Origin of the sequence: Mariprofundus erugo (assembly GCF_005818865.1) — a bacterium.
Classification (GTDB): Bacteria; Pseudomonadota; Zetaproteobacteria; order Mariprofundales; family Mariprofundaceae; genus Mariprofundus; species Mariprofundus erugo.
In genome coordinates this window covers 60,121-86,987 of record NZ_VBRY01000009.1, presented here as the reverse complement: position 1 = coordinate 86,987, position 26,867 = coordinate 60,121, and the positions used below count along the sequence as shown (strand labels likewise).

The window sequence follows — 26,867 nt, the reverse complement described above, 5'->3', positions numbered from 1 at the left end:
AAGTCGTGTGCCATGATCGAAGGAGGGGCGGGCGTACTTATCCGGAAGTAAAAGGCTTTCGGATATGACGGGCAATCTGCTGGCTGATCAGCTCGATGTTGTAGGGTTTGCTCACCGTCATGTCATCGGCAATATTTTCGTCAGCCATCACATCGTGTTTGTCATAGCCGGTACAGAAAATCACCGGCACATCCGGTTGCATGGCCTGCATCAAACGTCCCGCTTCGACACCGCCCATCCGGGGCATTACCACATCCATCAGTACCAGGGCGAGTTCATGATGGTGGCTGCTAAACAGCTGCATGGCCTGCTCTCCATCCGATGCCTCCAGCACCCGGTAACCAAGCGATAGCAGTACCTCTTTCAGGGTCTCCCTGAGCATCTCTTCATCATCGACGAGGAGGATCAGCTCGCCATGACCGCGGGCTGTTGCCGGTAAGGGGGCGGATTCAAGCGTATGATCCGGCGTGTCGATCAGCGGAAGACAGATCTCCATGCGGGTGCCTTTCCCGGGTTGTGATGTTACATCAACATAGCCCTCATGCATGCCACAGGCGCCATAGACCATGGCAAGTCCGAGTCCGGTTCCTTTGCCCACCTCTTTGGTGGTGTAAAACGGGTCAAAGATATGGGGGAGGTCGGATGGATGAATGCCGTGGCCGTTGTCATCAACACTGATCCGGGCGAAGTGCCTGTCAGCGGTGTCCGGATGTGCCTGTATAAAGGTGGCATCGGGTACAAAGTGCGCCAGTGACAGGGTGATCTCCGGATTGTCCACGCCCTCCACTGCATCGCGGGCATTATTCAACAGGTTGATAATAATCTGCTGAACCTGGCTTGTGTCACCATGAATCACCATGGTATCTGCTTCGAACATGGTATGGACCGTGATGCTTTCAGGAATGGAGAGCCGGTGCAGCCGGAATGTCTCCCTGATAAAAGAGCCAAGATCGAAATCGTGCATCTGCAACGGACTTTTGCGGGCAAATGCGAGCATCTTTTTGACCATGTCGGCCGAGCGGAAGCAGAGCTCTTCGGCAATCTCGACATCATTCAGTGCCGTGGCGGATGCTGTGAGTTTTCGTTTGAGCAGGTAAAGGCGGCCGGTGATGCCGGCCAGGGCATTGTTGAACTCATGGGCAACGCCGCCGACCAGAATACCGAGGGATTCCATTTTCTGCGCATGCAGAAATTTTTCCTCCATCTGTTTGTGTTCGGTAATATCGCGCTGGATGGTGACATGACAGATGACCTCTCCGGCATCATCAAACACCGGGGCGATATTGCGCTCAACGTGGCGCAGCGAGCCATCCCGGCACTGGATAATCATTTCGCCTCGCCAGATATTACCCTGCTGAACCGTATCCAGCATATGCTTATAAAAGGCTTCCGGATGTTTATTGCTGCGCAGAATGCGGGTGAATTGTCCGACCGCATCACTGGCGGCATAGCCGGTCATCTGCTCAAAGGCCGGGTTCACATACTGTATGCGGGCCTCCTGATCCGAGATGATGATGGCGTCCTGGGCATGCTCGACCGAGGCGACCAGGCGGGCAATCTGTTCACGGTCCTTTTTCTGCTCGCTGATATCCCAGAACATGCCGAGTACGCCGGCAATGTTGCCATCCCGGTCCAGCGCCGGTGCCTTGATGGTCTGGATGATACGCTCCTCGCCCCGGACAATTACCCGCTCTTCGATCTCTTCCGGCTTTCCCTGTTGCATTACGCGCTGGTCATCCATCTGAAACTTTTTCGCCAGCTCGGCCGGGAAGAAGTCGAAATCATTTTTACCACTCACTTCATCCGGTTGAATGCCAAGGTCGCTGGCAAGGTTGTGACTGATGGCGACAAAGTTCGAGCTGGTATCCTTGATGAAAAAGCGTTGTGGAAGATTTTCAATCAGCATGCGATATCTGTTTTCACTCTGGCGCAACAGTGCCTCGGTGTGCTGCAGGCGTTCATGCGCCAGTGAACCGGCCAGTGAGGCGGCGAATTTGTCGATCACATTTTTCAGCTGATTCACCGTGCGGGGGGGGATGGTGGCATGACGGGAAGGAAAGTAGAGCTCGAGTACGCCGAATTCAGCCAGTGGAAAAAGTACAAACAGTCCGTCGCCGGCCAGTCGCTCGTCATCCATCTCCGGGCTGCTGATGGTCACGGGTCTGCGTTCATGCATGGTGCGGAGCAGGGGGGGCGTGCGCTCCCTGCCGGCCACAGGCGTGCTGCGCCTCGGATTGGCATAAAGGAGAGAGAGTTGCGGGGAGCCATCTGCGTGGTCTGCATCGGTTAAAATCCATACCGCAACCTGGGTGATGTTTTTTCGCGCCTGCAGGATATTGAGAAATCCTTCGCAGTTTTTTCTCGCGTCCAGCGAACTGCCGATAGCGAGTGAGAGCTCGTACAGCAGCAGTACATCATTGATGATGGCGCTCTGTGCAGAAGACTCAGGCATATAGCAGGCCGACCACAATCGTTTTGTTGAACAGCTCCAGATAGTCCTCACCGTAGGAGGAGATCTCCCCCAGCGTCACTGCGCCTTCAGGGATCGCATGCTGGCCATGGATCTGTAGCTGCCGGCCTGCTGCTGCAAGTTCCCGGCCGAAGGCATCACCGAGGACCAGAGTGCGGGAGAAACAGTCCATGATCAGACAGTGATCAGCCTGTATAGCGGCTGTGCAGCAGTCATCCACAGCCGTAATGGCAGCCTCGATCAGTGAGCCGGTGTTGCCATGCAGCAGATACATGACCGAGTTTTCCGGTACACTGGAAGCAAACTGAATACTTTGATCGGATGTGTTGGCCAGTAACGGGTCGCGTACAACATCCTCCTGGTGTTCACGATACAGCCCGAGCGGGAAGTAGCTGGCCTTGTTGTAGAAGGCATCGGCAGTCACATCCGATTCGCCATGTGTTTTTACAGAGGTATGATAAAAATCATAGGCCGGTTCCCAGTTCATCTCATGCACCACATTTTTGCAGGTGCGCGTAGCGATGATCGGCTCATGGTTGAGGCGCTGCCAGCCATGGCGGGCCGACAGGCTGCTGTTGAGCGATGTCAGGGCAATGACCGCGGCATCTCGGATGATGCCATCGGTGGTAAAGATACAGGGGCGATGCACAAGGTCACTGAAGCCGGAACAGCCTCCGAAAAAGTGGATGCGGTTGCCGACCTGGTTAAAGATGCCGGCAAGCAGCGTATCGGTGTGGGTGGTCATGGCATCTAGCAGAATGATGCCGGTCGGCGAGCCGGTACCGGCTGCGCCGGCTGGCAGCAGTTCGGGAATATGATAATCGTCCCGATTCAGACCGGTGATCAGTATGGGGGCAGCTATGGCGGGAAATACATTGACGATGGCCCCCTCGGTGAAGGTACGGTCGCCGTGAATCAGGGCCGGGAATATGGCCCCGATAAAAGGGATGGCGGATTCGACCAGCTCGTCGATGATGCGGTTGATCTGCCCGGCATGGCTTTCTGCCAGCATGATGACTGCAATGGGCTGCTCATATGAGGTTGCAGCCTGTTGAATGGCCTGTGGCAGCTGCTGTATGGAAGCGATGTACATCAGTTATCTCCCCATCCCTGATAGATGTGACTCTTCAGCCTTTTCCGGCGGATGATCTTTTCCGCAGGAGAATCTCTTTATTTTCCGAGCAGACGCGAGAACAGCCCCCGCTTCTGTTCGGCATCGGCCCGGATCAGAATGACCGATATATTATCCGGGCCACCGGCATCATTGGCCAGCTGGATCAGTTTGCCGGCTCCTTCCGCCAGTTGTTTGCTGTAGCGACTCATGGTTTGCTGAATCAGCTCATCGGCAACGACATCGGTGACGCCATCCGAGCACATCAGATAGATGTCGCCCGGCTGTACCATATCCTCCACGATATCAGGTTCGACACCAGCCTCGATGCCAAGGGCGCGGGTGACGAGATTTTTGATCATCGAATTGCGTGCATCGGCGGCTGTGACCAGTCCTCTGCGCACCTGCTCATGGATCAGCGAGTGATCTTCGGTCACATGGCTTAAAATGCCACCGCGCAGCCGGTACATGCGCGAGTCGCCGACATGGGCTGCCGTAATGCGGTCGGCATAGAAAAGGGCTGCCAGCACTGTTGTGCCCATGCCGGCACATTGCCGGTCACTTTGCGCTTTTTGATAGATGGCATCGTTGGCATCGATAATGGCCTGGCGCAGCAGAATGGATTCGCCGGTAAATCCGGTCGCACGATCAATGGCCGCTTTCGGGATGGACAGCACTTTTTCCCTGACCTGTTCACTGATCAGGTCGACAGCCATGGCACTGGCCACTTCGCCGGCATTATAGCCGCCCATGCCATCGGCCAGAACCGCAATACCATGCGAGGGAGTAATTTTCACGCAGTCCTCATTGTGGTTCCGGCGCATACCGACATCGGTAGCGGCATACATCTCCAGTGATGTCATGATTGACCTCCCGAACTGTTTAGCAAACGCAGGCAGTGACTGATTTCTTCAAGCGCCTCGCTGGCCGAGGCAACCCTTTGTGGTGCCTTTTTTGCCAGCAGCCTGTCGATAAGAGTGACAACGCAGACAGGAATCTCCGGATTATGCTGACGCGGATCGACGTGAGGCTCTTTGGCAATTTTTAACATCAACTTGGCAATGGATTCGGCCCGGAACGGGCGGACACCGGTGGTCAGTTCATAGAGCATCACACCCAGCGAGAACAGGTCGGAGCGTCCATCGAGCTGTTTGCCGGAAAGTTGTTCCGGCGACATGTATGAGGGGGTGCCGAGCACCACACCATCGCGTGTTTTGCTCGATTCGGTAATATGGGCGATGCCGAAGTCGGTCACCTTTACCGTCTTGTTTTTCAGTATCATGATATTGGCCGGCTTGATGTCGCGATGAATGACACCGTGGTTATGGGCGTATTGCAGTGCCTCGGCAACCCTGGCAATGATTTTCAGCGTGGTCTGCAGCGGCAGCAGTTTTCCTTTTTTGGTATACGGAGCCAGGTCCACACCATCAAGGTATTCCATGGCGATATAGGCCAGGTCATGCTCATCACCGGCATCGAAAATGGTGACGATGTTGGGGTGGTTGAGCATGCCGGCGATTTCCGCCTCATGGAAAAAGCGTTTTTTGACCTCTTCAAGTTCCCCCGGCTCGAATTCCTGCGACAGCGCCATGGTCTTGATGGCGACCTTACGATTAATTTTCGGATCCTGGCCGAGATATACGGTGCCCATTGCACCTTTGCCCAGCTCGCTGAGGATTTCGTAGCGCCCGAGGGTCGGCTTTTCATCACCACTGCCAAGCAGGGAGGAGAGACCTGCATTGGCATCGCCATCGGAAACCGCCTCCCTGCTGCTGTTGGCAGCAATGAGACGGTTCTGAATATCCCGGTATCCGGGCTGATAGTGTTCGCTCAGATGTTTATAAATGTCGATCGCCCGCGTGAACTGTCGCTTGCGTTCAAATGACAGTGCAAGTTCATACATCATCGAGGCAATTTCATCATTCAAATTGCAGGCCATGAATTTTTCGTATGCCTGTTCCAGCATGCCCTGATTCTGGAAGGTGATCGCCAGCATTTTATTGGTGTCAGCCATGTTGTGATTTTGATGGCTGACGCTGCGCAGGTAGGTTGAGCCATACAGCTTCAGTGTCAGGGCAAGGTGACCGGTCAGCAGCAGCAGGGCAGCACTCATGCATTGCAGCCAGAGCGCATGGCTATTGAGCACAAAGGCACTGCTGCCGATGATCAGCAGCAATAGCAGCGCCGAGGCTACGGCCGCGATCATGGCCGGCATGCGTGGCAGCAGAAGGATCAGATACAGGCCGATCAGAATCATCAGGCCCGTTTCAACCATGCCTGCCCAGGCAGGGCGGCTGATGAACTCCTCTTTGAGGATGCTCTGCAGCACATGGGCATTGAATTCGACACTGCTCATCTGAGGGGTGAGAGGGGTTGCAAAGGTGTTGCCGCTAACATGGCCGGCCTTGCCGATCAGTACGATTTTTCCATTAAACAGATCGGCAGGGGTCTCGCCCGACCAGACTGAGGCCAGCGAGTAGACCGGATAGGCCGGGCTGTGAAAGGCCGGCCGCATCTGTATCCGCTCATTGACCGGAATGGTGATGGGGCCCAGTTCAATCGTATGGCCGATATTGATGCGGATATCGCTCAGCGGTACGTGCAGGGCGCGGGCGGCAAGATTGAGTGACATGGATGGGAAATACTTGCCGTTATAGATCACTGCCAGCGGCTCCGAACGAACGGCGCCATCGGCATCAGGGAAGATATTCAGGTGGCCAAGACCGGCTGCAGCGCCGGCAAGTTCGGGATAGGGGCTGCGAAGATAACCACCGTTGATTGCCTGGTTGCCTTCCGTGTCGACGATGTGGCTGATCGTGGCATGGTTGAGGTAGTCGGGGAGGTCCGGGTTTAAGCGGTTGCCGCTCTCTCCGGTCAGAAAGTAGATGGGCAGCAGGATATTGCCTGCTTGCGCGAGCGTAGCCGGCAGTATGCCGCTGCCATGGGCAGGGTCGCTGTCCGGCTGGCCGTAAAACAGATCGAGGGCAATCACTGCTGCGCCTGCAGCCGAAAGTTTGCTGATCGTTTCGGCAATCGTGCTTTGCGGGTGATTGCCCATCTGCGCCAGTGAGGCCTTGTCGACATCGACAATGATGATATCCTCATCGACAGCGGCAAGATGGGCTCTGAGATTCAGATCGTAGAAGTGGTTGTCGAGTTCCTGCAGTGGTTGCAGACCACTGCTGTGGGCGCCCAGCAAAAGCAGGGTTATCATAATGCCGAGAAACCAGTCTGTTTTCCAGAACGCGCCAGCTGTCAAAGCTATTCTCCTCCCTCCCTGCATATGATGACACGCCGGATTGCCGTATACCCTGCACCAGGCTCGCAAGCCCTGTGCCAGCTTTACCTGACGGGGTCTTCAATCGGGTGGAAGCTTCCGGTTGCGGGACAGGGCTCATTCCGGCGAATCAGTGGCTGACCGGGCAGGCCCTGTATAAGATATACAACCATGTATATTGGCGATGTTACCGCCTTAGCGCAACAGAAATGCAGGTGGTGTACCGTCCTGAACAGTTGATGCAGAAATGATTCTGCAAAAGGGTGTTGACAGCGTATGAACTCATCCTTACGGTTCGCGCCACGTTGTTCCCCGGTAGCTCAGCAGGTAGAGCAGGTGACTGTTAATCACCCTGTCGCTGGTTCGAATCCGGCCCGGGGAGCCATCTTGAAAAAAAGCCGGCAAACCCTGGGTTTGCCGGCTTTTTTATTGTCCGCGACAGGCTTGAATGCAGACTGGGAACGGGCGCTTCCGCTATCTCGTGCGAGTGTATATCGATGTCATCACAACCGGCCATCATCATCACCTCCCCCCCAAGCTGGGATATCTTTTGTAACGTGATCGACAACTATGGCGATATCGGTGTTTGCTGGCGTCTGGCCCGTCAGCTGGCGGGTGAATACGGCCTCTCCGTTCGTCTGTGGGTGGATGACCTGGCCAGTTTTGTCCGCCTGCATCCATCGGCAGATGCACAGGCAGCGCTGCAGTGGTGCTGCGGGGTGCAGGTGTGTCACTGGTCGCAGTCGTTTGCCGGGGTGCAACCCGCGACGGTGGTGATCGAGGGGTTCGGTTGTCAGCTTCCCGCCAGCTATCTGCAGGCGATGGAAACATCACCTCCTGTCTGGATCAATCTTGAATATCTCAGTGCCGAATCCTGGGTGGAAGGGTGCCACGGTTTGCCGTCGCCGGTGCGTGCGATGATCCGATACTTTTACTTTCCCGGCTTTGTGCCGGCTACGGGCGGTCTGTTGCTGGAGTCCGGTTTGCTGGCTCGCCGCGATGCCTTTTGCCCGGATGTCGGGGCGAAGAGCCGCTTCTGGCACTCTCTGGGCATGCTTGCTCCTGATCCCGATACCATGATCGTGTCACTGTTCTGCTATGAAAATGGCAATGTTCCCGAGCTTTTCGAGGTGTGGGCCGGTGGCACTCAACGCATGCTCTGTCTGGTGCCGGAGGGACGGGTGTTGCCGCAGGTGGCAGCATGGTTTGGTGACGCTGCAGCTGCAGCCGGTTCACGCTATGTGCGCGGAATGCTGGAGGTGCAGGTGCTTCCATTTGTTTCCCAGCAGCAATATGACCAGCTGTTGTGGCTATGCGATCTTAACTTTGTGCGTGGTGAGGATTCGATGGTGCGGGCCCAGTGGGCGGCGAAACCGATGCTCTGGCATATTTATCCGCAGCAGGACATGGCTCACTGGCCCAAGCTGGAGGCGTTTATCGACCGTTATTGTGCGTTGTTATCGCATGACGATGCCATGTTGGTGCGGCATTTGATGGAAGCCTGGAATCGTGGTTGCGGGGCGGGCCCGCTATGGCAGCAGTATATGGGTGCATGGCCTCGTCTGCATGCCCATGCGGGGCAGTGGTGCAGCCATCTCTGTGAGGATGGTGGCGGCAGCCTGGCCGCGAATCTGGTGGATTTTTCCCGACAGATCATGGACAGTGCGGCACCTAACTTGAGAGGTGGTTAAGAAATGAAAACTGCACAGGAAGTTCGCGCAGGCAACGTGATTATGGTCGGTAGTGACCCGATGGTTGTATTGAAGGCGGAGTTCAACAAATCCGGTCGTAATGCATCTGTTGTAAAAATGAAGATGAAAAATCTGCTGACCGAGGCGCCAAGCGAAGCGGTTTACAGGGCTGATGACAAGTTCGAAGTGGTGCTGCTGGAAAACAAGGCAGTCACTTATTCCTACTATGCCGATCCGATGTATGTCTTTATGGACGGTGAGTATAACCAGTATGAAATCGAGAAGGAGAGCATGGGTGATGCGCTCAACTATCTCGAGGACGAGATGGAGTGCGAAGTCGTTTTCTACAACGACCGTGCGATTGCTGTGAATATGCCGCATGTTGTTGTGCGTGAAATTGTGTATACCGAACCTTCCGCGCGTGGTGATACCACCGGTAAGGTGATGAAGATGGCCCGGCTTGCTTCCGGTATGGAAATTTCAGTGGCTGATTTCTGCAATATCGGTGACAAGATCGAAATCGATACCCGCACCGGTGAATATCGCCGTCGCGCCTGAGTTCACTGTCAGCATACGCTTGCCTGTTCAGGTGAGCTGTTTCCACCGCCGGCCATTGTGCCGGCGGTGTTTTTTTATGCGGGTCGTGCATGTTTTTTGGCCCGGTCGTTGCTGGCTGGTCCGGCATGCAGGGCTGTGGCGCAGGCGGGCAGTGAAAGCGGGCTGATCCCGGCTGTGCGGGGCAGTAGCTGGCGGAAAAATACATTTTTCGATCTGTATCATCGCGAATTGCATAAGTCCGGCATCCCCCTAGGATTCCCGGCTATGGCTAAGATACTTTTTCATTTTGGCGAGATGTCTCTCAAGGGCAAGAATCGCAGCAGTTTTGAAAATCGCATGGCGCGCAATATCAGGCGTGTTCTCGGTGACCAGCTCAAACGCAATGGTCTCCATCGTGAACACGGGCGCATGCTGGCGGATGTGCACGAGGTTTCCGATGCGCTGCTTGATCTGGTGGCCCTGACCCCCGGTATTCGCAATTTTTCGCTGGTGCATGAGAGCCCGCTGGAGCTTGAGGCGATGCAGCAGGCGGCGGTGGAGGCGGTGGAAGCTGCGTATGGCAAGGATGTTGCCGGCCGGCCATTCCGTGTCAGCTGCCGGCGCGGCAATAAAGCCTATCCGATGACATCGCCGGAATTGAATTACGAGATTGGCGGTTACCTGAAACACCACCTGAACCTCCGTGTCAGTCTGCATGAGGCTGAAATAGATGTGCGTGTCGAGGTGGGGGCAAAGGCGGCCTATATCTATACCCGTAAACGGGTTGGTATCGGTGGCCTGCCGGTCGGTTCATCCGGACGTGGTGTTGTCCTTTTTTCCGGCGGTATTGATTCACCTGTGGCCGCCTACACCATGATGAAGCGCGGTATGGAAGTGGTGCTTGTGCACCTTTATAACAGCACCATCAATCGTGACTTTGCCAAGATCAGGGATCTGGCGCGCCAGCTATCTCTCTATCAGGGCGCTACAACCCTTTATCTGATCGACCTTGAAGAGTTCCAGCGTCATGCAATTGCCCTTGTTCCGGCCGAATATCGCATGATTATCTATAAACGTCAGATGATTCGCTCGGCGGCCAAAATTGCCCATACGCAGCGGGCTCAGGCGCTGGTGACCGGTGATTCACTGGGTCAGGTTGCCAGTCAGACGCTGGCCAATATCAATGCCATTTATGATGCCTCCGACCTGCCGCTGCTGCCGCCACTGATCGGTATGGACAAGGAGGAGATTATTGCCCTTGCCCGCCGCATCGGCACCTATGAAATATCGATTGAGGATTATTGCGATATCTGCTCTTTCCTGATTGCCAAGCATCCGGAAACGAATGGCAAACGCGATCGTGTGGCTGAGTATGAGTCGATGCTGCCGGTTGAGGGGCTCGACTATGAGACCCGTATTGTACGCTTTGATTCCGGTCGTGAGATCGATCAGGCCGGATAACCGGAGCACTGTTGCAACGCTTTAAACGACTGGCCGGACTGGGGCTGTTCTGTTTCTCGTGGATGCTCTGGGGAGTGATTCCGTTGCTGCCGTTTATAGCGGATGCGGATGGCGCCACGATTGCGGCATGGACGACCGCTGTGCTGGTCGTTTCCGAGCTCTGTTTTTACGTCAGTCTGCTGTTGCTTGGGCGCCCCTTTTACCTGGCTTTCAAGGCCGGAATGAAAGGCCTCTGGTATAAATTGCGGGGCAGGGCGCAGCTTGAGAGTTAGTCCTTTGACTCTTTTTCAGCGGCAGTCTCATTTTTCTGAAGGCGGCGTGAGATATTTTTATCGGCCGAGCTGAAGGTGAAGCGCCCGAATAGTGTGCACCCTTTCATGCCTGGGTCACAGGCCTTGCCGGGGACACGCTGACATGCTCCCTCCTGTTCATGCGGGCAGCCCCAGCCGCTCATACACGTTTGCTGCGGCGGGCGCGAAATAACTTCACTCCGATCAGTATGGTTGGCAGCAGGTGCCAGAGCAGGTCAAAAATATCGATTGGACGGCTCAATACTCCCGTTGCCAGCATGCGCAGTTTTTCGCTCAGGTGCGGTTCCGGCTCGAATGGCAGCAGTGCCATCAGGATCGCCATCGCGATCAGGGCCGGATAGGGAAGTTCATCCAGCCACTTCATTGCGCGCCATGGCTGATAAAGTGCCGGTAATCCTCAGCGAGTGCATCGACGGCCAGCTGGTAAAAACGCTCACCATCTTCGACGGTGGCAAGGGCGGGGTTGGAGCCGATGCGGCCATCGGGGAACTTTTCACGGAAATCAGCGGCATGATAAATCTCGCCGACAGGTGCCACCTCCGGCTGCATGGATACCTGTTTCACAGCTTCCGGATGGGCAAAATAACTCAGGGCCACCTCGCTGACCGTGGCGTGATAGCCTTCGGCATCACCATAAAGCTCACGGGCCAGTGTGGTGATGGCGTCATTGCGCCACCAGTTGGCCAGTCGGCAGCAGAGCGGGTGCGACGGATGCCCCTCAATGGCTGCATAAATCTCCGAGAAGGCGGTCGTCACCGGCGCAATATTGCCGCCATGGCCATTGATGAAGTAAAAATGGGTGAAACCATGGCGGTGCAGCGAGGTTACAATGTCGATCACGACCCGGATCAGTGTCGAAGGGCGCAGGGTGATGGTGCCGGCAAAGGCCATATGATGTTGTGACATGCCGTAACTGATGGTCGGGGCAATCAACAGCGGCTGTTTTTCGGCCATGCCGCTGGCAATGCGTGACGGGCAGATGGCATCGGTGCCGATCAGTCCGTTCGGTCCGTGTTGCTCGGTGGAGCCGATCGGAATCACAATCCCGGTTGAGTGGCCGAGATAAGTCTCGACTTCCTGCCATGTGCTCAGTGCCAGCTGCATCTGTATCTCCATTGGTTTGTGATGGTTCGCATCGTGACATAAACAGTGCTGATGGGCTATGGTGAAAAGCCGTGTTACAGTTGGCAATGACCAATAACGATATATTCCGTCGCATCCGCTTTGCCTTTGATTTTGATGATGAAAAAATGATGGCCCTGTTCGCCCTGGCTGATCAGGCCGTAACGCGCGCCCGGATCAGCGACTGGTTGAAAAAGGACGAGGATCCGGCCTTTCAGTCACTCAGCGACTGTGAGCTGGCCATCTTTCTCAATGGTTTGATCCATGACCGGCGCGGTAAGAAAGAGGGGGCGCAGGCCGTGCCTGAACAGCAATTGAACAACAACATCATTATCCGGAAGCTGAAGATCGCACTCGATCTGAAAGAGGAAGATATGCTGGCATTGCTGGCGCTGGCCGGGATGCGGCTGGGTCGGCATGAGCTCAGTGCATTTTTCCGCCGGCCTGACCACAGGCATTATCGTGAGTGCAAGGATCAGGTGCTGCGCAATTTGCTCACGGGCATGCAGATGAAGTATCGTGCCTCCACGGCTGAAGCCGGCGGCTCGGCATGGGACAAGCTGATGCCTGAGGCGCGCTCGTAGGGCAAGGCTGTTGCGGCGCTGCATATCTATTGTATGCCGATGGCAGTAAAGTCCGGCCGCTCACGCGTTGACGCACCGTTCGGGCTCTGCACAGGCCTCGGGCCCATGTGACATTCGTACAGGATCATTCATTGAATCAATTGCCATTTTCTACTCTCCCTCTGCACCCTGATCTGCTGCATAATCTTGTTTCGATCGGTTATGAAAGCATGACGCCGATACAGGCGGAAAGCCTGCCGCATATGCTTGCCGGCAAGGACCTTATTGCGCAGGGGAAGACTGGCTCGGGAAAAACCGCAGCCTTCGGTCTTGGTCTGTTAAGCAGACTTGATGCAGGGCGTTCGCAAGTGCAGGCCCTGGTTCTCTGTCCGACCCGCGAGCTGGCCGATCAGGTGGCCAATGAGCTGCGCAAACTTGCTCGCAGGCTGGCCAATATCAAGGTGCTGACACTGTGTGGCGGCATGCCGCTCCGGGCACAGATCGCTTCGCTGGAGCATGGGGCGCATATCATTGTCGGTACGCCCGGCCGTATTGAGGATCACCTTGGTCGCGGCACACTGAAGCTTGATCGTTTGTCAGTGCTGGTGCTGGATGAGGCGGATCGCATGCTGGAGATGGGATTTCAGTCAGCGCTGGATGTCATTATTGCGCAGACACCGCGTGCGCGGCAGACACTGCTGTTCAGTGCCACCTTTCCCGCGCAGATTCAATCGATTGCCGGGCGGATTATGCGCGACCCTGTGCAGGTCCGGGTCGAGTCCACTCATGATCACAGCAGTATTCGCCAGCATTTTTACAAGGTGGCTGATGAAACGGAGCGCATGCTTGCCCTGCGTCTGCTGCTGTTGGAGCACAGGCCTGAATCGACGGTGGTTTTTTGCAATACCAGACGTGAGGTTGGTGAGGTGACGGATGAGCTGGTTCGCCACGGTTTTAGTGCCCTGGTCCTGACGGGGGAGCTGGAGCAACGGGATCGCGATCAGACGTTGGTTCGCTTTGCCAATAAGAGTGTCTCTATTCTCGTGGCGACCGATGTGGCAGCCCGTGGTCTGGATATCGATGCGCTCGATGCGGTGATAAATTATCACCTTGCCCAGGACAGTGAGCTGCATGTACACAGGATCGGACGCAGCGGACGGGCGGGCAGTCAGGGTTTTGCCTGCACGCTCTATAGTGAACGTGATGGTTTGCGCATTGTACAGCTGGAGGATTGTCTGGCGCGAACGATTGTCGATGAGGCATTGCCGCCACGGTCTGTACTGCAACGGCCGGTGATGCAGCCGAAAATGGCAACCTTGCAAATCGGTGCCGGAAAAAAACAGAAAATTCGACCGGGAGATATTCTGGGGGCGCTCACCGGTGACGGTGGTATTAGCGGTGTACAGGTGGGCAAGATTTATATGCACGATAACCGGGCCTATGTGGCTGTGGCCAGGGCGGTTGTAGCGGCGGCGCTTGCCAAACTGGATGGCGGCAAACTGAAAGGGAGAACCTGCCGTGCCCGGCTGATCAGCGGGTAACCGGGCTGATGGGCATGGCAGCGGCTGTGTCTGTTTGTCGCAGATGTGAAAAAAATCTGCATCAGGGGGGTTGAAACGTTTTTTCATTGTCCCCACAAGGGGCTGGAATCGGTTTGAACCGTTTCCAAGCTCACAGTTTATGAACAACAAATAAGGAGAAACATCGATGGCAACTACAGTCCGTCCTTTGCATGACCGAGTTATTGTCCGCCGTTTGGACGAGGAAGAGAAGTCCGCGGGCGGTATCATTATCCCGGATTCTGCCAAGGAAAAGCCGCTTGAAGGCGTAGTGATTTCCGCTGGTAAAGGCAAAATTCTGGAGAACGGCGAAGTTCGTCCGCTGGATGTGACCGCTGGTGACAAGGTGATCTTCTCGAAGTACGCAGGTACCGAGATCAAACTTGACGGCGAAGCGTTCCTGATGATGCGTGAAGACGACATCCTGGGTGTGATCGAGTCCTGATCATCGATGGCGGAGGTGATGTGCCTCTGCGAGGAAGCCGCATCAGCGCGGCTTGCTGAAGCTTAACATGGTCCGTCGGCTGCAGGCCTGGCAGACCAGCAATCAAAGAAGTAACAAATAGTGTAAACAGGAGAATAGATAGAATGGCTAAAGACATTCAGTTCGGTGAAGACGCTCGTGCCAAGATGATGGCCGGTGTGAACAAGCTTGCCGACGCAGTAAAAGTAACCCTGGGCCCGAAAGGCCGTAACGTTGTTATTGAAAAATCATGGGGCGCTCCATCCATCACCAAGGATGGCGTGTCTGTTGCCAAGGAAATCGAGCTGGCAGACAAGTTCGAGAACATGGGCGCACAGATGGTAAAGGAAGTTGCTTCCAAGACCGCTGATATCGCCGGTGATGGTACGACCACTGCAACCGTTCTGGCTCAGTGCATTGCCAAAGAGGGCGTGAAGGCAGTTGCTGCCGGCATGAACCCGATGGATCTCAAGCGCGGTATCGACAAGGCTGTGGCTGTGGTTGTTGCCGAGCTGGCTAACATGTCCAACGAAGTGCAGAACCAGGAAGAGATTGCCCAGGTTGGCACCATCTCTGCAAATGGCGATGCTGAAATCGGCCAGATCATTGCTGATGCGATGGCCAAGGTTGGCAAAGAGGGCGTGATTACCGTTGAGGAAGCGAAGGGTCTGGAGACAGAGCTGGACGTGGTTGAGGGCATGCAGTTCGACCGTGGTTACCTCTCTCCTTACTTTGTGACCGATACCGAGCGTATGGAAGCATCTCTGGATCACCCTTACATTCTGCTGTTCGAGAAGAAGATCGGTAACATGCGTGAGCTGCTGCCTGTGCTTGAGCAGGTTGCCCGTTCCGGCAAGCCGCTGCTGATCATTGCTGAAGATATCGAAGGCGAAGCGCTGGCGACTCTCGTTGTGAACAAGGTTCGCGGTGTGGTTAATGTGGCTGCAGTCAAGGCTCCTGGCTTCGGTGATCGTCGTAAGGCGATGCTCGAGGATATGGCAGTACTGACCGGTGCCAATGTGATCTCCGAAGAGCTGGGTCTGAAGCTTGAGAACGTCACCCTGGATGACCTGGGAACTGCTGTTGCTGTGAAGATCAGCAAGGACACCACCACCATCATCGATGGCGCTGGTGACAGTGCAGCGATCGAGGCGCGTGTTGCCCTGATCCGCAAGCAGATCGAGGACTCCACCTCTGATTACGACAAGGAGAAGATGCAGGAGCGTCTGGCCAAGCTGGCTGGCGGTGTTGCAGTGATCAAGGTCGGTGCTGCCACTGAAGTAGCGATGAAAGAGAAGAAAGATCGCGTTGACGATGCCCTGCATGCAACCCGTGCTGCGGTTGAAGAAGGTATCGTGGCTGGCGGTGGCGTTGCACTGATTCGTGCTCGCAAGTCGCTGGACAACGTATCCGGTGTGAATCACGACGAAGATACCGGTGTGAAGATCATTCGCCGTGCGCTCGAAGAGCCGCTGCGTCAGATCGTCTCCAACGGTGGCGGTGAAGCCTCTGTTGTGGTCAATGAAGTCACCAACCACAGCGGCCATTATGGCTATAACGCTCGTACCGAAGAGTATGGCGATATGGTCAAGATGGGCGTGATTGACCCAACCAAGGTAACCCGTTTTGCTCTGCAGCACGCAGCATCCATTGCCGGTCTGCTGATCACCACCGAAGCCATGATTGCTGATATCCCTAAGGCTGAGCCAGCTGGCGCACCTGATATGGGTGGCATGGGCGGTATGGGCGGTATGATGTAATCGTCCATAACCTTTTTCATTAGGTTGCAAGAGACCCCGGAAGCCTTGTGTTTTCGGGGTTTTTTGTTTCATGGTGTTGCGTGAGTCGGCACCGTATTGTATGCTGCTGATGGTAAGATGATGGTATCTTGCGGATGGTACGTGTTTGGATTTGGCCTATTTCCTTATTGCGTACCATCAAAGTGGTGGTGGTACGCATGGCGATTACTGAACTCAAAGCCCGGAAAACCGTTTGCCCTGCTGATAAAAAGCAGATCCGGCTAAGTGATGGTAACAACTTATATCTTACCATCAAAAGTGGTGGTTCGAAGCTATGGCGCTTCCGCTATCGCTATGATGGTCGTCAGCAGGAGCTTTCTTTTGGATTATATCCTGATGTGTCGATTACTGATGCAAGAGACAAGGCCAGGAAATTTCGTGAAATGCTGCTTGAGGGGATCAATCCTTCAGAACAACGGAAGCTCAACAGGCAGGAGTCAGCTTCTGATGAACAACGCACCTTCATCACCATCGCTCTCGAATGGTATGAAACTCAGAAACCTGGGTGGACAGATGACAACTCCAAGAAGGTGAAGCGCTGGATCGATGTGTTCATGAAGCCACTCCATGGGCTGCAGATCGATGCTATTGATGCCGGGCATATCACCGACCTAATGATTGGTATTGAGAAGCAGGGCAAAGCAAAGTCATGTGCGCCGATCCTCTCAGTTATCAACCGGATCTATGGCAGAGCGCTTGCCAAGCGTCTGACGCGAACAAACCCGGCAGCTGGGTTCCCTTTGTCTGATGTGCTATCTCCGTTGCCGCCAGTTCAACACCGAGCAGCCATTACCAACCCGAAACAACTTGGCGAGCTCATACGGGCTATCGACAACAACGACGGCGGCTCATATTGCAGCGCACAGGCTCTGAAACTCATTCCAAGGGTGTTTCTGCGTCCTATCGAGGTGCGCACCCTGAAATGGGAATATATCGATTTTGATGATGCTCTGATCCGTATTCCTGCCGAGGATATGAAGCGCAACAGAGATCACCTAGTACCTATGTCTGATCAGGTGGTTGGCCTGCTGCGTGAGATCCAGTCAGTCACAGTATATTCACCCTATGTGTTCCCCAATGAGAGAAACGGGTTTAAACCGATGAGCAAGAACGTGCTGACCAATCGCCTGAGAGCGTTGGGCTATTCCAGCGGCGTGATGGACTCTCATGGGTTCAGAACTTCTGCTTCAACCCTGCTGCATGAACAGGGCTGGGCGCACGATGTGGTTGAAAGTCAGCTGGCGCATCTGGTTGGAACCACCACCTCCAGATCATACAACCGCGCAAAACACCTGCCTGACCGCAAGAAGATGATGCAGGCGTGGGCCGATTACCTTGATGCTCTGAAAGATGGGGCGGATGTGATACCGATCAATCGCACTGGAGGCGTGTGTTGAAGAGCATTCCTCCGAAATCGTTGCTTGATGACTATAAAGAGTCACCTTCTGACAAGGTTCTTTCTGCTCTCGTTCAGAGGGAAGAGGCAAAGGATGCATGGCGAAGGCTTGCAGAAATTTGCAGTGATGAGCTATACGAAGAGGTGGCATATCATTGTTATTGCTGTGCCTCAGTTTGGGTCGAATTAAACCCGGCCGATTTCTCTGATTCATTATCGAAGAAAGAGGCTCTACAGTTGGCAAAAAGCCTGCGTTTAATATCTGGAAAGCTTTCGGATAAATCGGCTGATGCGAATATGATACATCTCCTGACAGAAACAGAAAAAATGGATGTTCTTTCTAACCGAAAAGATGCTGAAGGCTATGCTTTTCTAAGCGGCATGAATTGGAACTTTGAAGGCTTTCCAACTGATGAGGACTTAGAGGTGTTAAACAAGGATCATGCCTTCACTGAGTGGAAAAAGAAGCAGGCTTTTTCACGTCCTATGCCATGTGAATTGGATATTCCGGATTATTGCCAGAACTTATTACCAGCTAATGTCACTCTCTCCGAATTAATGATTAGGCATGCAGAAGGTCTGGAGTCGTATTCAGAAAGGAAAAAACGTACATATCGACATGAAGATGAGGTTCGCACAACAGTAATCCGAGAATTGCATTCAGCGATGATGGTTTATTTTGATCAACCGCATCATGCAATAGTGTGTGGATTGGCAACAGCAGTCCTAAACGATAAAGACCTTGATGAGGTTACCGTTCGAGGGTGCGTACGCAAAATGTCCTATCCATATTGGTCCGGAATCAAGGTTCGTCGGCACAAATCAGACGAAAAGTAACTGAATTGGTGTTCGTTCTAACTTTCCACTAGCCCAATAATTCGCCCCAGCACAAGGCCGAAACACGCCGAAACCATGTGCTAAGGGGCAACTATGCAGCAGTCCGAAACAGCGCACGACTCCATGCGCATTATCCGATTCCCGGAGCTTCACCGTCGTATTGGTCTGAGCCGAACCCAGATATGGAGGCTCGAAAAAGAAGGTGAATTCCCCAAGAGCATCCCACTGGGCAAGAACTCAAAAGGCTGGATCGAAGCCGATGTGATCGCCTGGCTGCTTGAGCGTCGCAAGGTGGCATGATCATGGCCAGTCAGAAGAAAAGACAAGTGCCGGCGGGAACCGACACTCATGAATCCACACGTCAGCGTAAACTCATTACCAATACTGGCAGGCCAATGTGCAAATTGCACAGAATACTTTTGGCGTTGTCGGTTGGCGAATCAATGAACTTCATTGAAGCTCAGCAACGACATCATGACAGATCACTACATTCGACAGTAAGCGAAATCCAAACGGATTATGGAATTGTTGTTCAACGCAAGTGGGAGACTGTGCCCGGTTATCAGGGGGCACCGACTCGATGTCGGAGATATTGGCTCGAAGCGGACCAGCGCGAATTGGCGCGGGAGCTTCTCCAATGATCGGCCTACAGATATTGCCAAACCGCTTTGGCGGCTGGCTGGTTATCGCAGATGGCCAGTTGATCGCCAGCTTCCTGACGAAAGACAAAGCGATGCACTATGCAAGAGAGGTGGGGCAATGAGCCGGAAGCAGCAGCCTAGGGACTTCATTGTCGGCCACGGAGTGCCAGATCTCATCGAGCCGGGGAACTATATGTGGCAAGTCACCAAGGTAGAGGTAAACAGCAAATTCATGAATGTGCGAAAGGCTTATTTTCATGGCGTTATTGTGCCGCCTTCTACCTCTTGTGGAGTCGAGCTATACATGGCTTGCAGTCTCCCCTCGAAGCCAGGCATTCGATCTAAATTCTTCGAATGTTGGCTGATTGCCAACTGGAATCAGCGACCGGCGAGGAAAGATCGGCTATCTACAAAAGTATTCAGAGGAGCGATCTTCAAAGTGCTGGTTCGGACTGTGTCAGCGAATGAAAAAGGAGAAGAGCGGACAGGTATACTTCATTACTCAGTTGTGGACAGACTACTGGAGCGGGTGGCCTGATATGAATCAAATTCAAGCAAACCTTATCTCTATACCTATTACCGATAACCAATACTACTACCTTTACCAGCACCACCACCAAGTGCCCCATCAGTGCAGCCCTTGTGGCAAAAGGGCTTGCGGAGTTTGCGTGGCAAAAAAGTCGCGCAATATGAGCCGGAAAATTCGGCTCTCATTACCCTTGCAGATACGCAAGGCCGGGGGCTTCGGCCCCCGGAACCCATCTAGTAAAGATTTCCTCAACAGGTTCAGATCACTGGAGCTCTTAAATGAAATAAGGAGGCGGAGTATTCATGGCAAAGAGAAATGATATACGTTCAAAGAAAGCAGAGGGGCTCACAGTAAGATCATCCGCTGAAAATGCAGTTTGTAAGCAGAGCGATGATGCAATGCACGAAGGATATGAAAAAATGACTGGATCACCCTTCAGGGTTGTCTCAGAGGTGATGATTGTTCAAGTGGCAAAGGCATCAGCTCAGTTCGCTGTAAATGGACAAGATCATGATCGGACAGAGATAGCTCAGCGTACATTAATGCAACTTGCCCCGAATGATCAGGTGGAAGGGATGCTGTTTTCGCAGATGATTGCTCTGCACAACATGGCAATGGAATGTGCATGTCGAGTCATGCATTCAGAGCAAACATTCGAAGGGCGCGATATGAATATGAGGCATGCCACGCGTTTGATGAACGCGTACGCAAATGCCGTGGCTACCCTTGATAAGCATAGAAGCAAAGGTAAGCAGAAGATCACGGTTGAACATCAGCATATCCAGGTTGAAAACGGAGGCCAGGCGATCGTCGGAGATGTTCACCATAGGGGTAGGGCAAATGAAGAAAACGAGTAAACCCCATGTTGGTGGAATGAATGGACTAAAGCCATGTGGAGCGCATGCCAGAACTACCGGCAAACCATGCCGGCAGCCGGCAATGGCAAATGGGCGATGTCGTCTACATGGAGGTAAATCAACGGGCCGACCTGTAACAAGCTGGTTATGGACGAAAGAAGCTAAGGAAATACGCGAGGAAGCGCGCCAGCTTATCAAGGAGGTGAAAGAGTTGAACGCTATGCTGAAATGATCTTCATGGGCGACTAAGAGCAAGGAGGTCGAGGCTCATTCTGGCATGATGTCAGAGTTGTGCCATACTTAGTGGATAATTCGAGGGAAAGGGAATCCAGTGTTTATTCAAGCCTTCAAGAACGTAGATGACATACTTCATAAGGACGCGGGCTGCGGCAGTGAGCTTGATTATGTCGAGCAGACATCGTGGATTCTGTTCCTGAAATATCTCGAAGACTTTGAGCGTGACAGGCAGAACGCAGCTCTACTCTCAGGGCAAACATATACACCGATCATCGAAGAGCAGTACAAGTGGCATGTCTGGGCAGTGCCGAAGAGTGCTGACGGCAAAATCGATCATCACACAGCAATGACAGGCGATGATCTGAAAGAGTTTGTCGATAACGAACTGTTCCCATATCTGAAGCGATTCAAGATTGAAGCGGCTAGCCCTGACACGATTGAATACAAGATCGGTGAAATCTTCAGTGAGCTGAAGAACAAGGTGCAGAGTGGCTACAATCTGCGCGAAGTGCTGAACATCATCGATGGGCTTCGCTTCCGCACGAAGAAAGAGAAGCACGAGATGTCGCATCTCTACGAAGACAAGATCAAGAATATGGGCAATGCCGGACGCAATGGCGGTGAATACTACACGCCGCGCCCGTTGATTCGCACAATCGTCAAAGTTCTACAGCCTGAGATCGGGCAGCGTGTCTATGATGGTGCAGCAGGTTCAGCAGGCTTCCTGGTCGAAGCATTCGACTACATGCGTAACAGTCGTGAGCTATCCGTTCAGGATGTCGAGGCGCTTCAGAAGAGAACCTTCTATGGCAAAGAGAAGAAGGGGCTCGCCTACATCATCGGCATCATGAACATGATTCTTCATGGCATTGAAGCGCCGAACATCATTCATACGAATACGCTTGCTGAGAACATCGCCGACATTCAGGAAAAGGATCGCTATGACGTAGTGCTTGCGAATCCACCATTCGGCGGCAAAGAGCGCGCCGAGGTTCAGCAAAACTTCCCGATCAAATCGGGCGAAACTGCGTTTCTCTTCTTGCAGCATTTCATCAAGATTCTAAAGGCTGGCGGCAAGGCAGGCATCGTCATCAAGAACACCTTCCTGTCGAACTCGGACAATGCCTCGGTGAGCTTGCGCAAGCATCTGCTTGAGAGCTGCAATCTGCACACGATTCTCGACATGCCCGGTGGCACGTTCACAGGTGCAGGCGTGAAGACTGTCGTACTGTTCTTCGACAAGGGAACTTCGACGAAGAAGGTCTGGTACTATCAGCTCAATCTGGATCGAAATCTCGGCAAAACGAACCCGTTGAATGAGAATGATCTGGCTGAGTTCGTTGCGCTACAGAAAACGAAAGCGGACTCCGATAACTCATGGTCTGTCGATATTGCTGATGTGGATACGACCACGTTCGATCTCTCTGTGAAGAACCCGAATCGCAACGAAGTGATCGAGCATCGTGAGCCAGCAGAGATTCTGGATGAGATTGCTGAACTGGATGCAGAGAGTGCACAAGTGTTGGCAAGGATTCGGGCGCTGCTATGAAGGCTGGGTGGCAGACACAAAAACTTGCCGATATTATCGAAGTTCAGAATGGTTTTGCGTTCAAGAGTAAGGACTATTCAACGACAGGTCATTTCGTGATGCGCATTGGAAATGTCCAAGACGGTTATATCTCAAAGAGCGACCCCAAATTTATCCAGTTACCTGAAGACGGCTCCCTTAAAAGGTTTGAGCTACATGAAAATGATATTTTAGTATCATTGACTGGGAATGTTGGGCGAATTGGTGTTGTACAAAACGATCACCTTCCAGCAGCTCTTAATCAACGAGTGGCAAGGATTCGCTTAGCTTCTGAGAAGAATGTAACGCAGCAGTTTCTATTGATGTTCCTTCTTTCAGCTAAGTTTCGTGATGATTTGACGGCAAGAGGGCATGGTGCTGCGCAACAAAACGTATCAACAAAAGACATTCTAGACATTGACTTTTCATACCCTCCCCTCGAAGAACAGCGCCGCATCGTGGCGATTCTCGATGAAGCGTTTGAAGGGATTGCGACCGCGACTGCGAATGCCGAGAAGAATCTTGCGAATGCTCGCGAGGTGTTTGAGAGCTATTTGAATTCGATTTTCAAGAAAACTACCCACTATCCTTATCACACATTAAAAGATGTTGCTGTAGATTTTGGTAGAGGGAAATCCAAACACCGCCCAAGAAATGACCCAAAACTCTATGGAGGTGAATACCCCTTCATTCAAACAGGTGACATTAGAAATGCAACGCATCTAATTACCGAGTTTACTCAAACATACAATGAAGTGGGGCTTTCTCAGAGTAAGCTATGGCTTGAAGGAACGCTGTGTATCACGATTGCTGCGAATATAGCTGAGACAGCCATTTTAGGCTTTGATGCATGTTTCCCAGATAGCGTCATTGGATTTGTTCCAGATCACACAAAGGCTGACGTTCACTATGTTCAGTATTTGCTGACTTTTTTCAAAGCTGAACTCCAAGCGCAAGGCAAAGGCAGTGCCCAAGACAACATAAATCTAGGCACTTTTGAGAAACAAAGGTTTCCATTTCCGCCACTCTCAGATCAGAAAAGAATCGTTTCAGAACTAGATGCTTTGATAGAAGAGAGTCAGAAGATTTCAGACGTATACGAGCAAAAGCTCGCTGCCCTCGATGAACTAAAGAAATCCATTCTCAACAAAGCCTTAATCGGCGAATTAAACTGAGATCGATATGAACGAAGCCGAAACCCGAGCAGAACTCATTGATCCCAAGCTGACTGCTGCTGGCTGGGGTGTCGTCGAAGGCTCGCGTGTGCTTCGTGAATACCACATCACAGCAGGCAAGATTCAGTCAGGCTCTCGTCGTGCGAAGCCGATGATCGCTGACTACATCCTCGTCTATCGCAATCGTAAGATCGGTGTCATTGAAGCGAAGAGTGCAGAGAAAGAAGTCGGTGAAGGTGTCGGGCAGGCAAAAGAGTATGCAGAGAAGCTTCGCATCGACTTCACCTACGCCACTAACGGCAAAGAGATTTATGAAATCTCGATGGAGTCAGGCAAAGAGGGCGAAGTCGCTTCGTTTCCGACTCCTGATGAGCTGTGGCATAAAACATTCAGCAAGCAGAATGATTGGAAAGACAAGTTCGATGATGTGCCTTTCGAGACAGTCGGCGGCACGAAAGGCGCTCGTTACTATCAGGAGATCGCAGTCGCCAAAGCACTCGATTCCATTGCAGAGAACAAGCAGCGCATCCTGCTGACACTCGCTACTGGCACAGGCAAAACGTTCATATCATTCCAGATCGCGTGGAAGCTCTTTCAGACACGGTGGAACCTGAAGCGTGACGGCGCTCGTCGCCCCAGGATTCTGTTCCTCGCAGACAGAAACATTCTCGCCAACCAGGCATTCAATGCGTTCAATGCATTTCCTGAAGATGCGCTGGTGCGTATCAGCCCGAAAGCAATCTCGAAGAGTGGCAAAGTGCCGACGAACGGCAGCATCTTCTTCACGATCTTTCAGACGTTCATGTCCGGCAAAGACAATACGCCTTACTTCGGCGAATACCCTGCTGACTATTTCGACCTGATCATCATTGATGAGTGTCATCGCGGCGGTGCCAACGACGAAGGTAACTGGCGCGGCATTCTCGAATACTTCTCGCCAGCAGTTCAGCTTGGTCTGACGGCGACACCGAAGCGCAGGGATAACGTCGATACATACAAGTACTTCGGTGAGCCTGTCTATGTCTATTCGCTCAAAGAGGGCATCAACGATGGCTATCTGACTCCGTTCAAGGTGAAGCGAATTCAGACCACGCTCGATGACTACATCTACACATCGGATGACATGATCATTGAAGGCGAAGTCGAAGAAGGCAAAGTCTACGAAGAGCCGGACTTCAACCGCATCATCGTCATCAAAGAGCGTGAAGCATATCGCGTGAGAACATTCCTCAGCATGATCAATCAGAAGGAAAAGACGATTGTCTTCTGCGCTAATCAGGAACATGCCGCTGCTGTTCGTGAGCTGATCAATCAGCACTGCCAGAGCAGCGACCCCTTCTATTGCGTGCGTGTGACTGCGAACGATGGCGAAATTGGCGAGCAGTATCTGCGCGACTTCCAGGATAACGAGAAGACGATCCCTACGATTCTGACGACCTCACAGAAGCTTTCTACGGGCGTCGATGCGCGGAACGTTCGCAACATCATTCTGATGCGCCCGGTGAACTCGATGATTGAGTTCAAGCAGATCGTCGGACGCGGTACTCGCCTCTATGACGGCAAGGACTACTTCACGATCTACGACTTCGTAGATGCCTATCATCACTTCGCAGACCCTGAGTGGGATGGTGAGCCGGAAGTATGCGCAACATGCGGCAACAACCCATGCACATGTGAAGCAAAGCCAGCTTGCGAGAAGTGTGGGCAGCGCCCATGCGTTTGCGAGTTGTCTGTGTGTGAGGCGTGCGGTGAGTATCGCTGTGTCTGCGAAAAAGAGCCATGTCCTGTCTGCGGTGAAGTGCCATGCAAATGCCAGAAGCAGCGTAAGGTGAAGATCAAACTGCGTGACGGCAAAGAACGCACGATTCAGCACATGGTTTCGACTTCTTTCTGGGGCGCAGATGGCAAGCCGATCTCTGTAGAAGAGTTTATCAACGAGCTTTATGGCGCACTGCCATCATACTTTAATAGTGAAGACGAGCTGCGTGCAATCTGGGCGAACCCGATCACTCGTCGCGGCTTGCTCGATAAGCTGTCTGAAGCCGGATATGGAGAGACTGAGCTGCGAGAGCTTCAGAAAGTCATTGATGCCGAGAGCAGCGATCTGTTCGATGTGCTTGAATACATTGCTTACAACGTCAGTCCAATCACCCGTGAGACACGAGTGTCTCATTCGAGCCACAAGATCCTTGAACCACTGACTCTGGAACAGCGCGTGTTCATCGAGTTCGTACTGTTCAAGTACATCGATTCTGGTGTCTTTGAACTCGATCAGACGAGACTTCCTGAGCTGATCAACCTGAAGTATCAGTCACTTGATGATGGGCTGGATGCTTTAGGTGGCATCGAGAGCGCAAGAGATGTGTTCCTCGGCTTCCAGCAGCATTTGTATGAGTAGTCGATCTGAAGCTTTTGATGCTTTTGTTGAAAGCGAGAAAGGTATTCTGAATATTGTTCGGGCGCTTGATCTGTATGCTGTTCACCTGATTGCCCAAATCAGGGGGCAAGAGGTTCCAAGAGATACTGTCGAAGCGATTATGTCGATGAGAAAGATCTGTGGATTGAACATCTCTAATGCAAGCCTTACTGATGTCGAACTGAGTGAGATAAAGCGAAATGACTATTTCAAAGAAGTTGGTGAGCAGATAGTTATTTCAACCCATTCGGCTCTAGAGCATTATCTGCAATCCAAGTTTGAGGAATATTATCGTTATCATTTGAAAGGGCTTCCGCAGTCAGTAGTTGATGAAAGCACTAAGCAAGTGTGCCGCTTTAGAAGCTTAGACGATGTAAAGAAAGCTTTCACAAGGGTGCTAGGCATTCATCTCCCCAGTTTTGAGATAGATTTCGATTTTAATCCTGAGTCAAACTTCAATCCTGGATCGAGTTGGGATGCAATTCTGCAACTTAATAAAAAACGACACGATGTTGTTCACAATAAACACGATGAAGAATCTTTTCGGATAGAAACATTGATTGATAGCTGGTTTCCGTTTGAGTTTACTCGGATGTGGGTCACTCGGTTCGATCATTTCTTCGACCACCAGTTGTATGATGGGGGCTGGTTCAAAGGTGATAGGTTCACTCAGGAGTATTTCAGGAAAGCCAAAAGTGCCGGTGTCGACTTGATACAACCTCCAAGTATCCAAAAAGGTTAACCTGGAGCATTCTGCGTATGCCGCGCATTATGCAAACCAGCTACGGAAATGACGTAAGCAGGTCACCCATCATGGATCTAAAACAGCCGGTGGTCAGGATAACTAT

The 26,867-nt window shown here is 52.8% G+C and carries 24 protein-coding genes and 1 tRNA gene; 19 read left to right on the top strand and 6 right to left on the bottom strand.

The features are described 5' to 3' along the window. Positions 1 to 37: 37 nt before the first annotated feature. From FEF65_RS10165 to FEF65_RS10150, 4 genes are all read right to left on the bottom strand, one after another. Complete coding sequence (locus FEF65_RS10165) at positions 38 to 2,452, bottom strand: PAS domain-containing hybrid sensor histidine kinase/response regulator (RefSeq protein WP_138239699.1); 2,415 nt, start codon at positions 2,450 to 2,452, stop codon at positions 38 to 40. Beyond that, on the bottom strand, positions 2,445 to 3,563 hold the full coding sequence (locus FEF65_RS10160; RefSeq protein WP_138239698.1) for an FIST signal transduction protein: 1,119 nt from the start codon (positions 3,561 to 3,563) through the stop codon (positions 2,445 to 2,447). Before FEF65_RS10160 ends, FEF65_RS10165 begins: the two co-directional genes overlap by 8 nt. A gap of 77 nt (positions 3,564 to 3,640) precedes the next feature. After that, entirely contained in the window at positions 3,641 to 4,444 is an 804-nt protein-coding gene (locus FEF65_RS10155) for a Stp1/IreP family PP2C-type Ser/Thr phosphatase (RefSeq protein ID WP_138239697.1), read from the bottom strand. After that, on the bottom strand, positions 4,441 to 6,840 hold the full coding sequence (locus FEF65_RS10150; RefSeq protein WP_138239696.1) for a CHASE2 domain-containing serine/threonine-protein kinase: 2,400 nt from the start codon (positions 6,838 to 6,840) through the stop codon (positions 4,441 to 4,443). Before FEF65_RS10150 ends, FEF65_RS10155 begins: the two co-directional genes overlap by 4 nt. Before the next feature lie 327 nt (positions 6,841 to 7,167). Here FEF65_RS10150 and FEF65_RS10145 point away from each other — a divergent pair. From FEF65_RS10145 to FEF65_RS10125, 5 genes are all read left to right on the top strand, one after another. Further along, positions 7,168 to 7,243, top strand: a tRNA-Asn gene (locus tag FEF65_RS10145). 112 nt (positions 7,244 to 7,355) lie between these two features. Beyond that, positions 7,356 to 8,549: an elongation factor P maturation arginine rhamnosyltransferase EarP gene (gene earP, locus FEF65_RS10140; protein ID WP_138239695.1), complete on the top strand. Its 1,194-nt coding sequence runs from the start codon at positions 7,356 to 7,358 to the stop codon at positions 8,547 to 8,549. A 3-nt stretch (positions 8,550 to 8,552) separates the two neighbouring features. After that, positions 8,553 to 9,107, top strand: a complete 555-nt coding sequence (gene efp, locus FEF65_RS10135; RefSeq protein WP_138239694.1) for an elongation factor P — start codon at positions 8,553 to 8,555, stop codon at positions 9,105 to 9,107. Positions 9,108 to 9,371: 264 nt separating this feature from the next. Next, the gene (gene thiI, locus FEF65_RS10130; RefSeq protein ID WP_138239693.1) at positions 9,372 to 10,547 is read left to right on the top strand and encodes a tRNA uracil 4-sulfurtransferase ThiI; all 1,176 of its coding nucleotides are present in this window, start codon (positions 9,372 to 9,374) and stop codon (positions 10,545 to 10,547) included. Between the two features lie 11 nt (positions 10,548 to 10,558). Then, positions 10,559 to 10,819 (top strand): transporter suffix domain-containing protein, encoded by a 261-nt coding sequence (locus FEF65_RS10125; RefSeq protein ID WP_138239692.1) that lies wholly within the window; start codon positions 10,559 to 10,561, stop codon positions 10,817 to 10,819. Positions 10,820 to 10,997: 178 nt separating this feature from the next. On the opposite strand, the gene FEF65_RS10115 is transcribed toward FEF65_RS10125, so the two are convergent. Together FEF65_RS10115 and FEF65_RS10110 are read right to left on the bottom strand one after the other, a co-directional pair. Then, positions 10,998 to 11,222 (bottom strand): hypothetical protein, encoded by a 225-nt coding sequence (locus tag FEF65_RS10115; protein WP_138239690.1) that lies wholly within the window; start codon positions 11,220 to 11,222, stop codon positions 10,998 to 11,000. Further along, positions 11,219 to 11,962, bottom strand: coding sequence for a creatininase family protein (locus FEF65_RS10110; protein WP_138239689.1), 744 nt, complete (start codon positions 11,960 to 11,962; stop codon positions 11,219 to 11,221). The genes FEF65_RS10115 and FEF65_RS10110 overlap by 4 nt, the downstream gene beginning before the upstream one ends. A gap of 86 nt (positions 11,963 to 12,048) precedes the next feature. On the opposite strand from FEF65_RS10110, the gene FEF65_RS10105 reads away from it, so the two are divergent. From FEF65_RS10105 to FEF65_RS10040, 14 genes are all read left to right on the top strand, one after another. After that, positions 12,049 to 12,564: a YehS family protein gene (locus FEF65_RS10105; RefSeq protein ID WP_138239752.1), complete on the top strand. Its 516-nt coding sequence runs from the start codon at positions 12,049 to 12,051 to the stop codon at positions 12,562 to 12,564. A gap of 131 nt (positions 12,565 to 12,695) precedes the next feature. Next, entirely contained in the window at positions 12,696 to 14,084 is a 1,389-nt protein-coding gene (gene dbpA, locus FEF65_RS10100) for an ATP-dependent RNA helicase DbpA (RefSeq protein ID WP_138239751.1), read from the top strand. A 166-nt stretch (positions 14,085 to 14,250) separates the two neighbouring features. After that, positions 14,251 to 14,547: a co-chaperone GroES gene (gene groES / locus FEF65_RS10095; protein WP_138239688.1), complete on the top strand. Its 297-nt coding sequence runs from the start codon at positions 14,251 to 14,253 to the stop codon at positions 14,545 to 14,547. Between the two features lie 143 nt (positions 14,548 to 14,690). Beyond that, a complete protein-coding gene (groL, locus tag FEF65_RS10090; RefSeq protein ID WP_138239687.1) occupies positions 14,691 to 16,325 on the top strand; it encodes a chaperonin GroEL in 1,635 nt (544 codons plus the stop codon). 197 nt (positions 16,326 to 16,522) lie between these two features. Beyond that, positions 16,523 to 17,761, top strand: coding sequence for a tyrosine-type recombinase/integrase (locus FEF65_RS10085; protein ID WP_138239686.1), 1,239 nt, complete (start codon positions 16,523 to 16,525; stop codon positions 17,759 to 17,761). Next, positions 17,758 to 18,597, top strand: coding sequence for a hypothetical protein (locus tag FEF65_RS10080; protein ID WP_138239685.1), 840 nt, complete (start codon positions 17,758 to 17,760; stop codon positions 18,595 to 18,597). Before FEF65_RS10085 ends, FEF65_RS10080 begins: the two co-directional genes overlap by 4 nt. A gap of 93 nt (positions 18,598 to 18,690) precedes the next feature. Further along, entirely contained in the window at positions 18,691 to 18,897 is a 207-nt protein-coding gene (locus FEF65_RS10075; protein ID WP_138239684.1) for a helix-turn-helix transcriptional regulator, read from the top strand. A gap of 337 nt (positions 18,898 to 19,234) precedes the next feature. Then, entirely contained in the window at positions 19,235 to 19,360 is a 126-nt protein-coding gene (locus FEF65_RS13745; RefSeq protein ID WP_274595451.1) for a hypothetical protein, read from the top strand. 709 nt (positions 19,361 to 20,069) lie between these two features. Next, the gene (locus tag FEF65_RS10065) at positions 20,070 to 20,624 is read left to right on the top strand and encodes a hypothetical protein (protein WP_138239683.1); all 555 of its coding nucleotides are present in this window, start codon (positions 20,070 to 20,072) and stop codon (positions 20,622 to 20,624) included. Next, on the top strand, positions 20,584 to 20,856 hold the full coding sequence (locus FEF65_RS13805; protein WP_420813980.1) for an HGGxSTG domain-containing protein: 273 nt from the start codon (positions 20,584 to 20,586) through the stop codon (positions 20,854 to 20,856). Before FEF65_RS10065 ends, FEF65_RS13805 begins: the two co-directional genes overlap by 41 nt. 99 nt (positions 20,857 to 20,955) lie before the next feature. Further along, positions 20,956 to 22,410: a class I SAM-dependent DNA methyltransferase gene (locus tag FEF65_RS10055; RefSeq protein ID WP_138239682.1), complete on the top strand. Its 1,455-nt coding sequence runs from the start codon at positions 20,956 to 20,958 to the stop codon at positions 22,408 to 22,410. Beyond that, complete coding sequence (locus FEF65_RS10050) at positions 22,407 to 23,603, top strand: restriction endonuclease subunit S (RefSeq protein WP_138239681.1); 1,197 nt, start codon at positions 22,407 to 22,409, stop codon at positions 23,601 to 23,603. Before FEF65_RS10055 ends, FEF65_RS10050 begins: the two co-directional genes overlap by 4 nt. 7 nt (positions 23,604 to 23,610) lie before the next feature. Beyond that, a complete protein-coding gene (gene hsdR / locus FEF65_RS10045; protein WP_138239680.1) occupies positions 23,611 to 26,001 on the top strand; it encodes an EcoAI/FtnUII family type I restriction enzme subunit R in 2,391 nt (796 codons plus the stop codon). Then, entirely contained in the window at positions 25,994 to 26,761 is a 768-nt protein-coding gene (locus tag FEF65_RS10040; protein WP_138239679.1) for a hypothetical protein, read from the top strand. Before hsdR ends, FEF65_RS10040 begins: the two co-directional genes overlap by 8 nt. Positions 26,762 to 26,867 lie beyond the last annotated feature (106 nt).

Excerpts from the sequence above, each read along its gene's own strand:
- FEF65_RS10165 (WP_138239699.1), bottom strand. The coding sequence starts at position 2,452 with ATGCCTGAGTCTTCTGCACAGAGCGCCATCATCAATGATGTACTGCTG.
- FEF65_RS10160 (WP_138239698.1), bottom strand. The coding sequence starts at position 3,563 with ATGTACATCGCTTCCATACAGCAGCTGCCACAGGCCATTCAACAGGCT.
- FEF65_RS10155 (WP_138239697.1), bottom strand. The coding sequence starts at position 4,444 with ATGACATCACTGGAGATGTATGCCGCTACCGATGTCGGTATGCGCCGG.
- earP (WP_138239695.1), top strand. The coding sequence starts at position 7,356 with ATGTCATCACAACCGGCCATCATCATCACCTCCCCCCCAAGCTGGGAT.
- efp (WP_138239694.1), top strand. The coding sequence starts at position 8,553 with ATGAAAACTGCACAGGAAGTTCGCGCAGGCAACGTGATTATGGTCGGT.
- thiI (WP_138239693.1), top strand. The coding sequence starts at position 9,372 with ATGGCTAAGATACTTTTTCATTTTGGCGAGATGTCTCTCAAGGGCAAG.
- FEF65_RS10115 (WP_138239690.1), bottom strand. The coding sequence starts at position 11,222 with ATGAAGTGGCTGGATGAACTTCCCTATCCGGCCCTGATCGCGATGGCG.
- FEF65_RS10110 (WP_138239689.1), bottom strand. The coding sequence starts at position 11,962 with ATGCAGCTGGCACTGAGCACATGGCAGGAAGTCGAGACTTATCTCGGC.
- FEF65_RS10105 (WP_138239752.1), top strand. The coding sequence starts at position 12,049 with ATGACCAATAACGATATATTCCGTCGCATCCGCTTTGCCTTTGATTTT.
- groES (WP_138239688.1), top strand. The coding sequence starts at position 14,251 with ATGGCAACTACAGTCCGTCCTTTGCATGACCGAGTTATTGTCCGCCGT.
- groL (WP_138239687.1), top strand. The coding sequence starts at position 14,691 with ATGGCTAAAGACATTCAGTTCGGTGAAGACGCTCGTGCCAAGATGATG.
- FEF65_RS10085 (WP_138239686.1), top strand. The coding sequence starts at position 16,523 with ATGGCGATTACTGAACTCAAAGCCCGGAAAACCGTTTGCCCTGCTGAT.
- FEF65_RS10075 (WP_138239684.1), top strand. The coding sequence starts at position 18,691 with ATGCAGCAGTCCGAAACAGCGCACGACTCCATGCGCATTATCCGATTC.
- FEF65_RS13745 (WP_274595451.1), top strand. The coding sequence starts at position 19,235 with ATGATCGGCCTACAGATATTGCCAAACCGCTTTGGCGGCTGGCTGGTT.
- FEF65_RS10065 (WP_138239683.1), top strand. The coding sequence starts at position 20,070 with ATGGCAAAGAGAAATGATATACGTTCAAAGAAAGCAGAGGGGCTCACA.
- FEF65_RS13805 (WP_420813980.1), top strand. The coding sequence starts at position 20,584 with ATGTTCACCATAGGGGTAGGGCAAATGAAGAAAACGAGTAAACCCCAT.
- FEF65_RS10050 (WP_138239681.1), top strand. The coding sequence starts at position 22,407 with ATGAAGGCTGGGTGGCAGACACAAAAACTTGCCGATATTATCGAAGTT.
- hsdR (WP_138239680.1), top strand. The coding sequence starts at position 23,611 with ATGAACGAAGCCGAAACCCGAGCAGAACTCATTGATCCCAAGCTGACT.
- FEF65_RS10040 (WP_138239679.1), top strand. The coding sequence starts at position 25,994 with ATGAGTAGTCGATCTGAAGCTTTTGATGCTTTTGTTGAAAGCGAGAAA.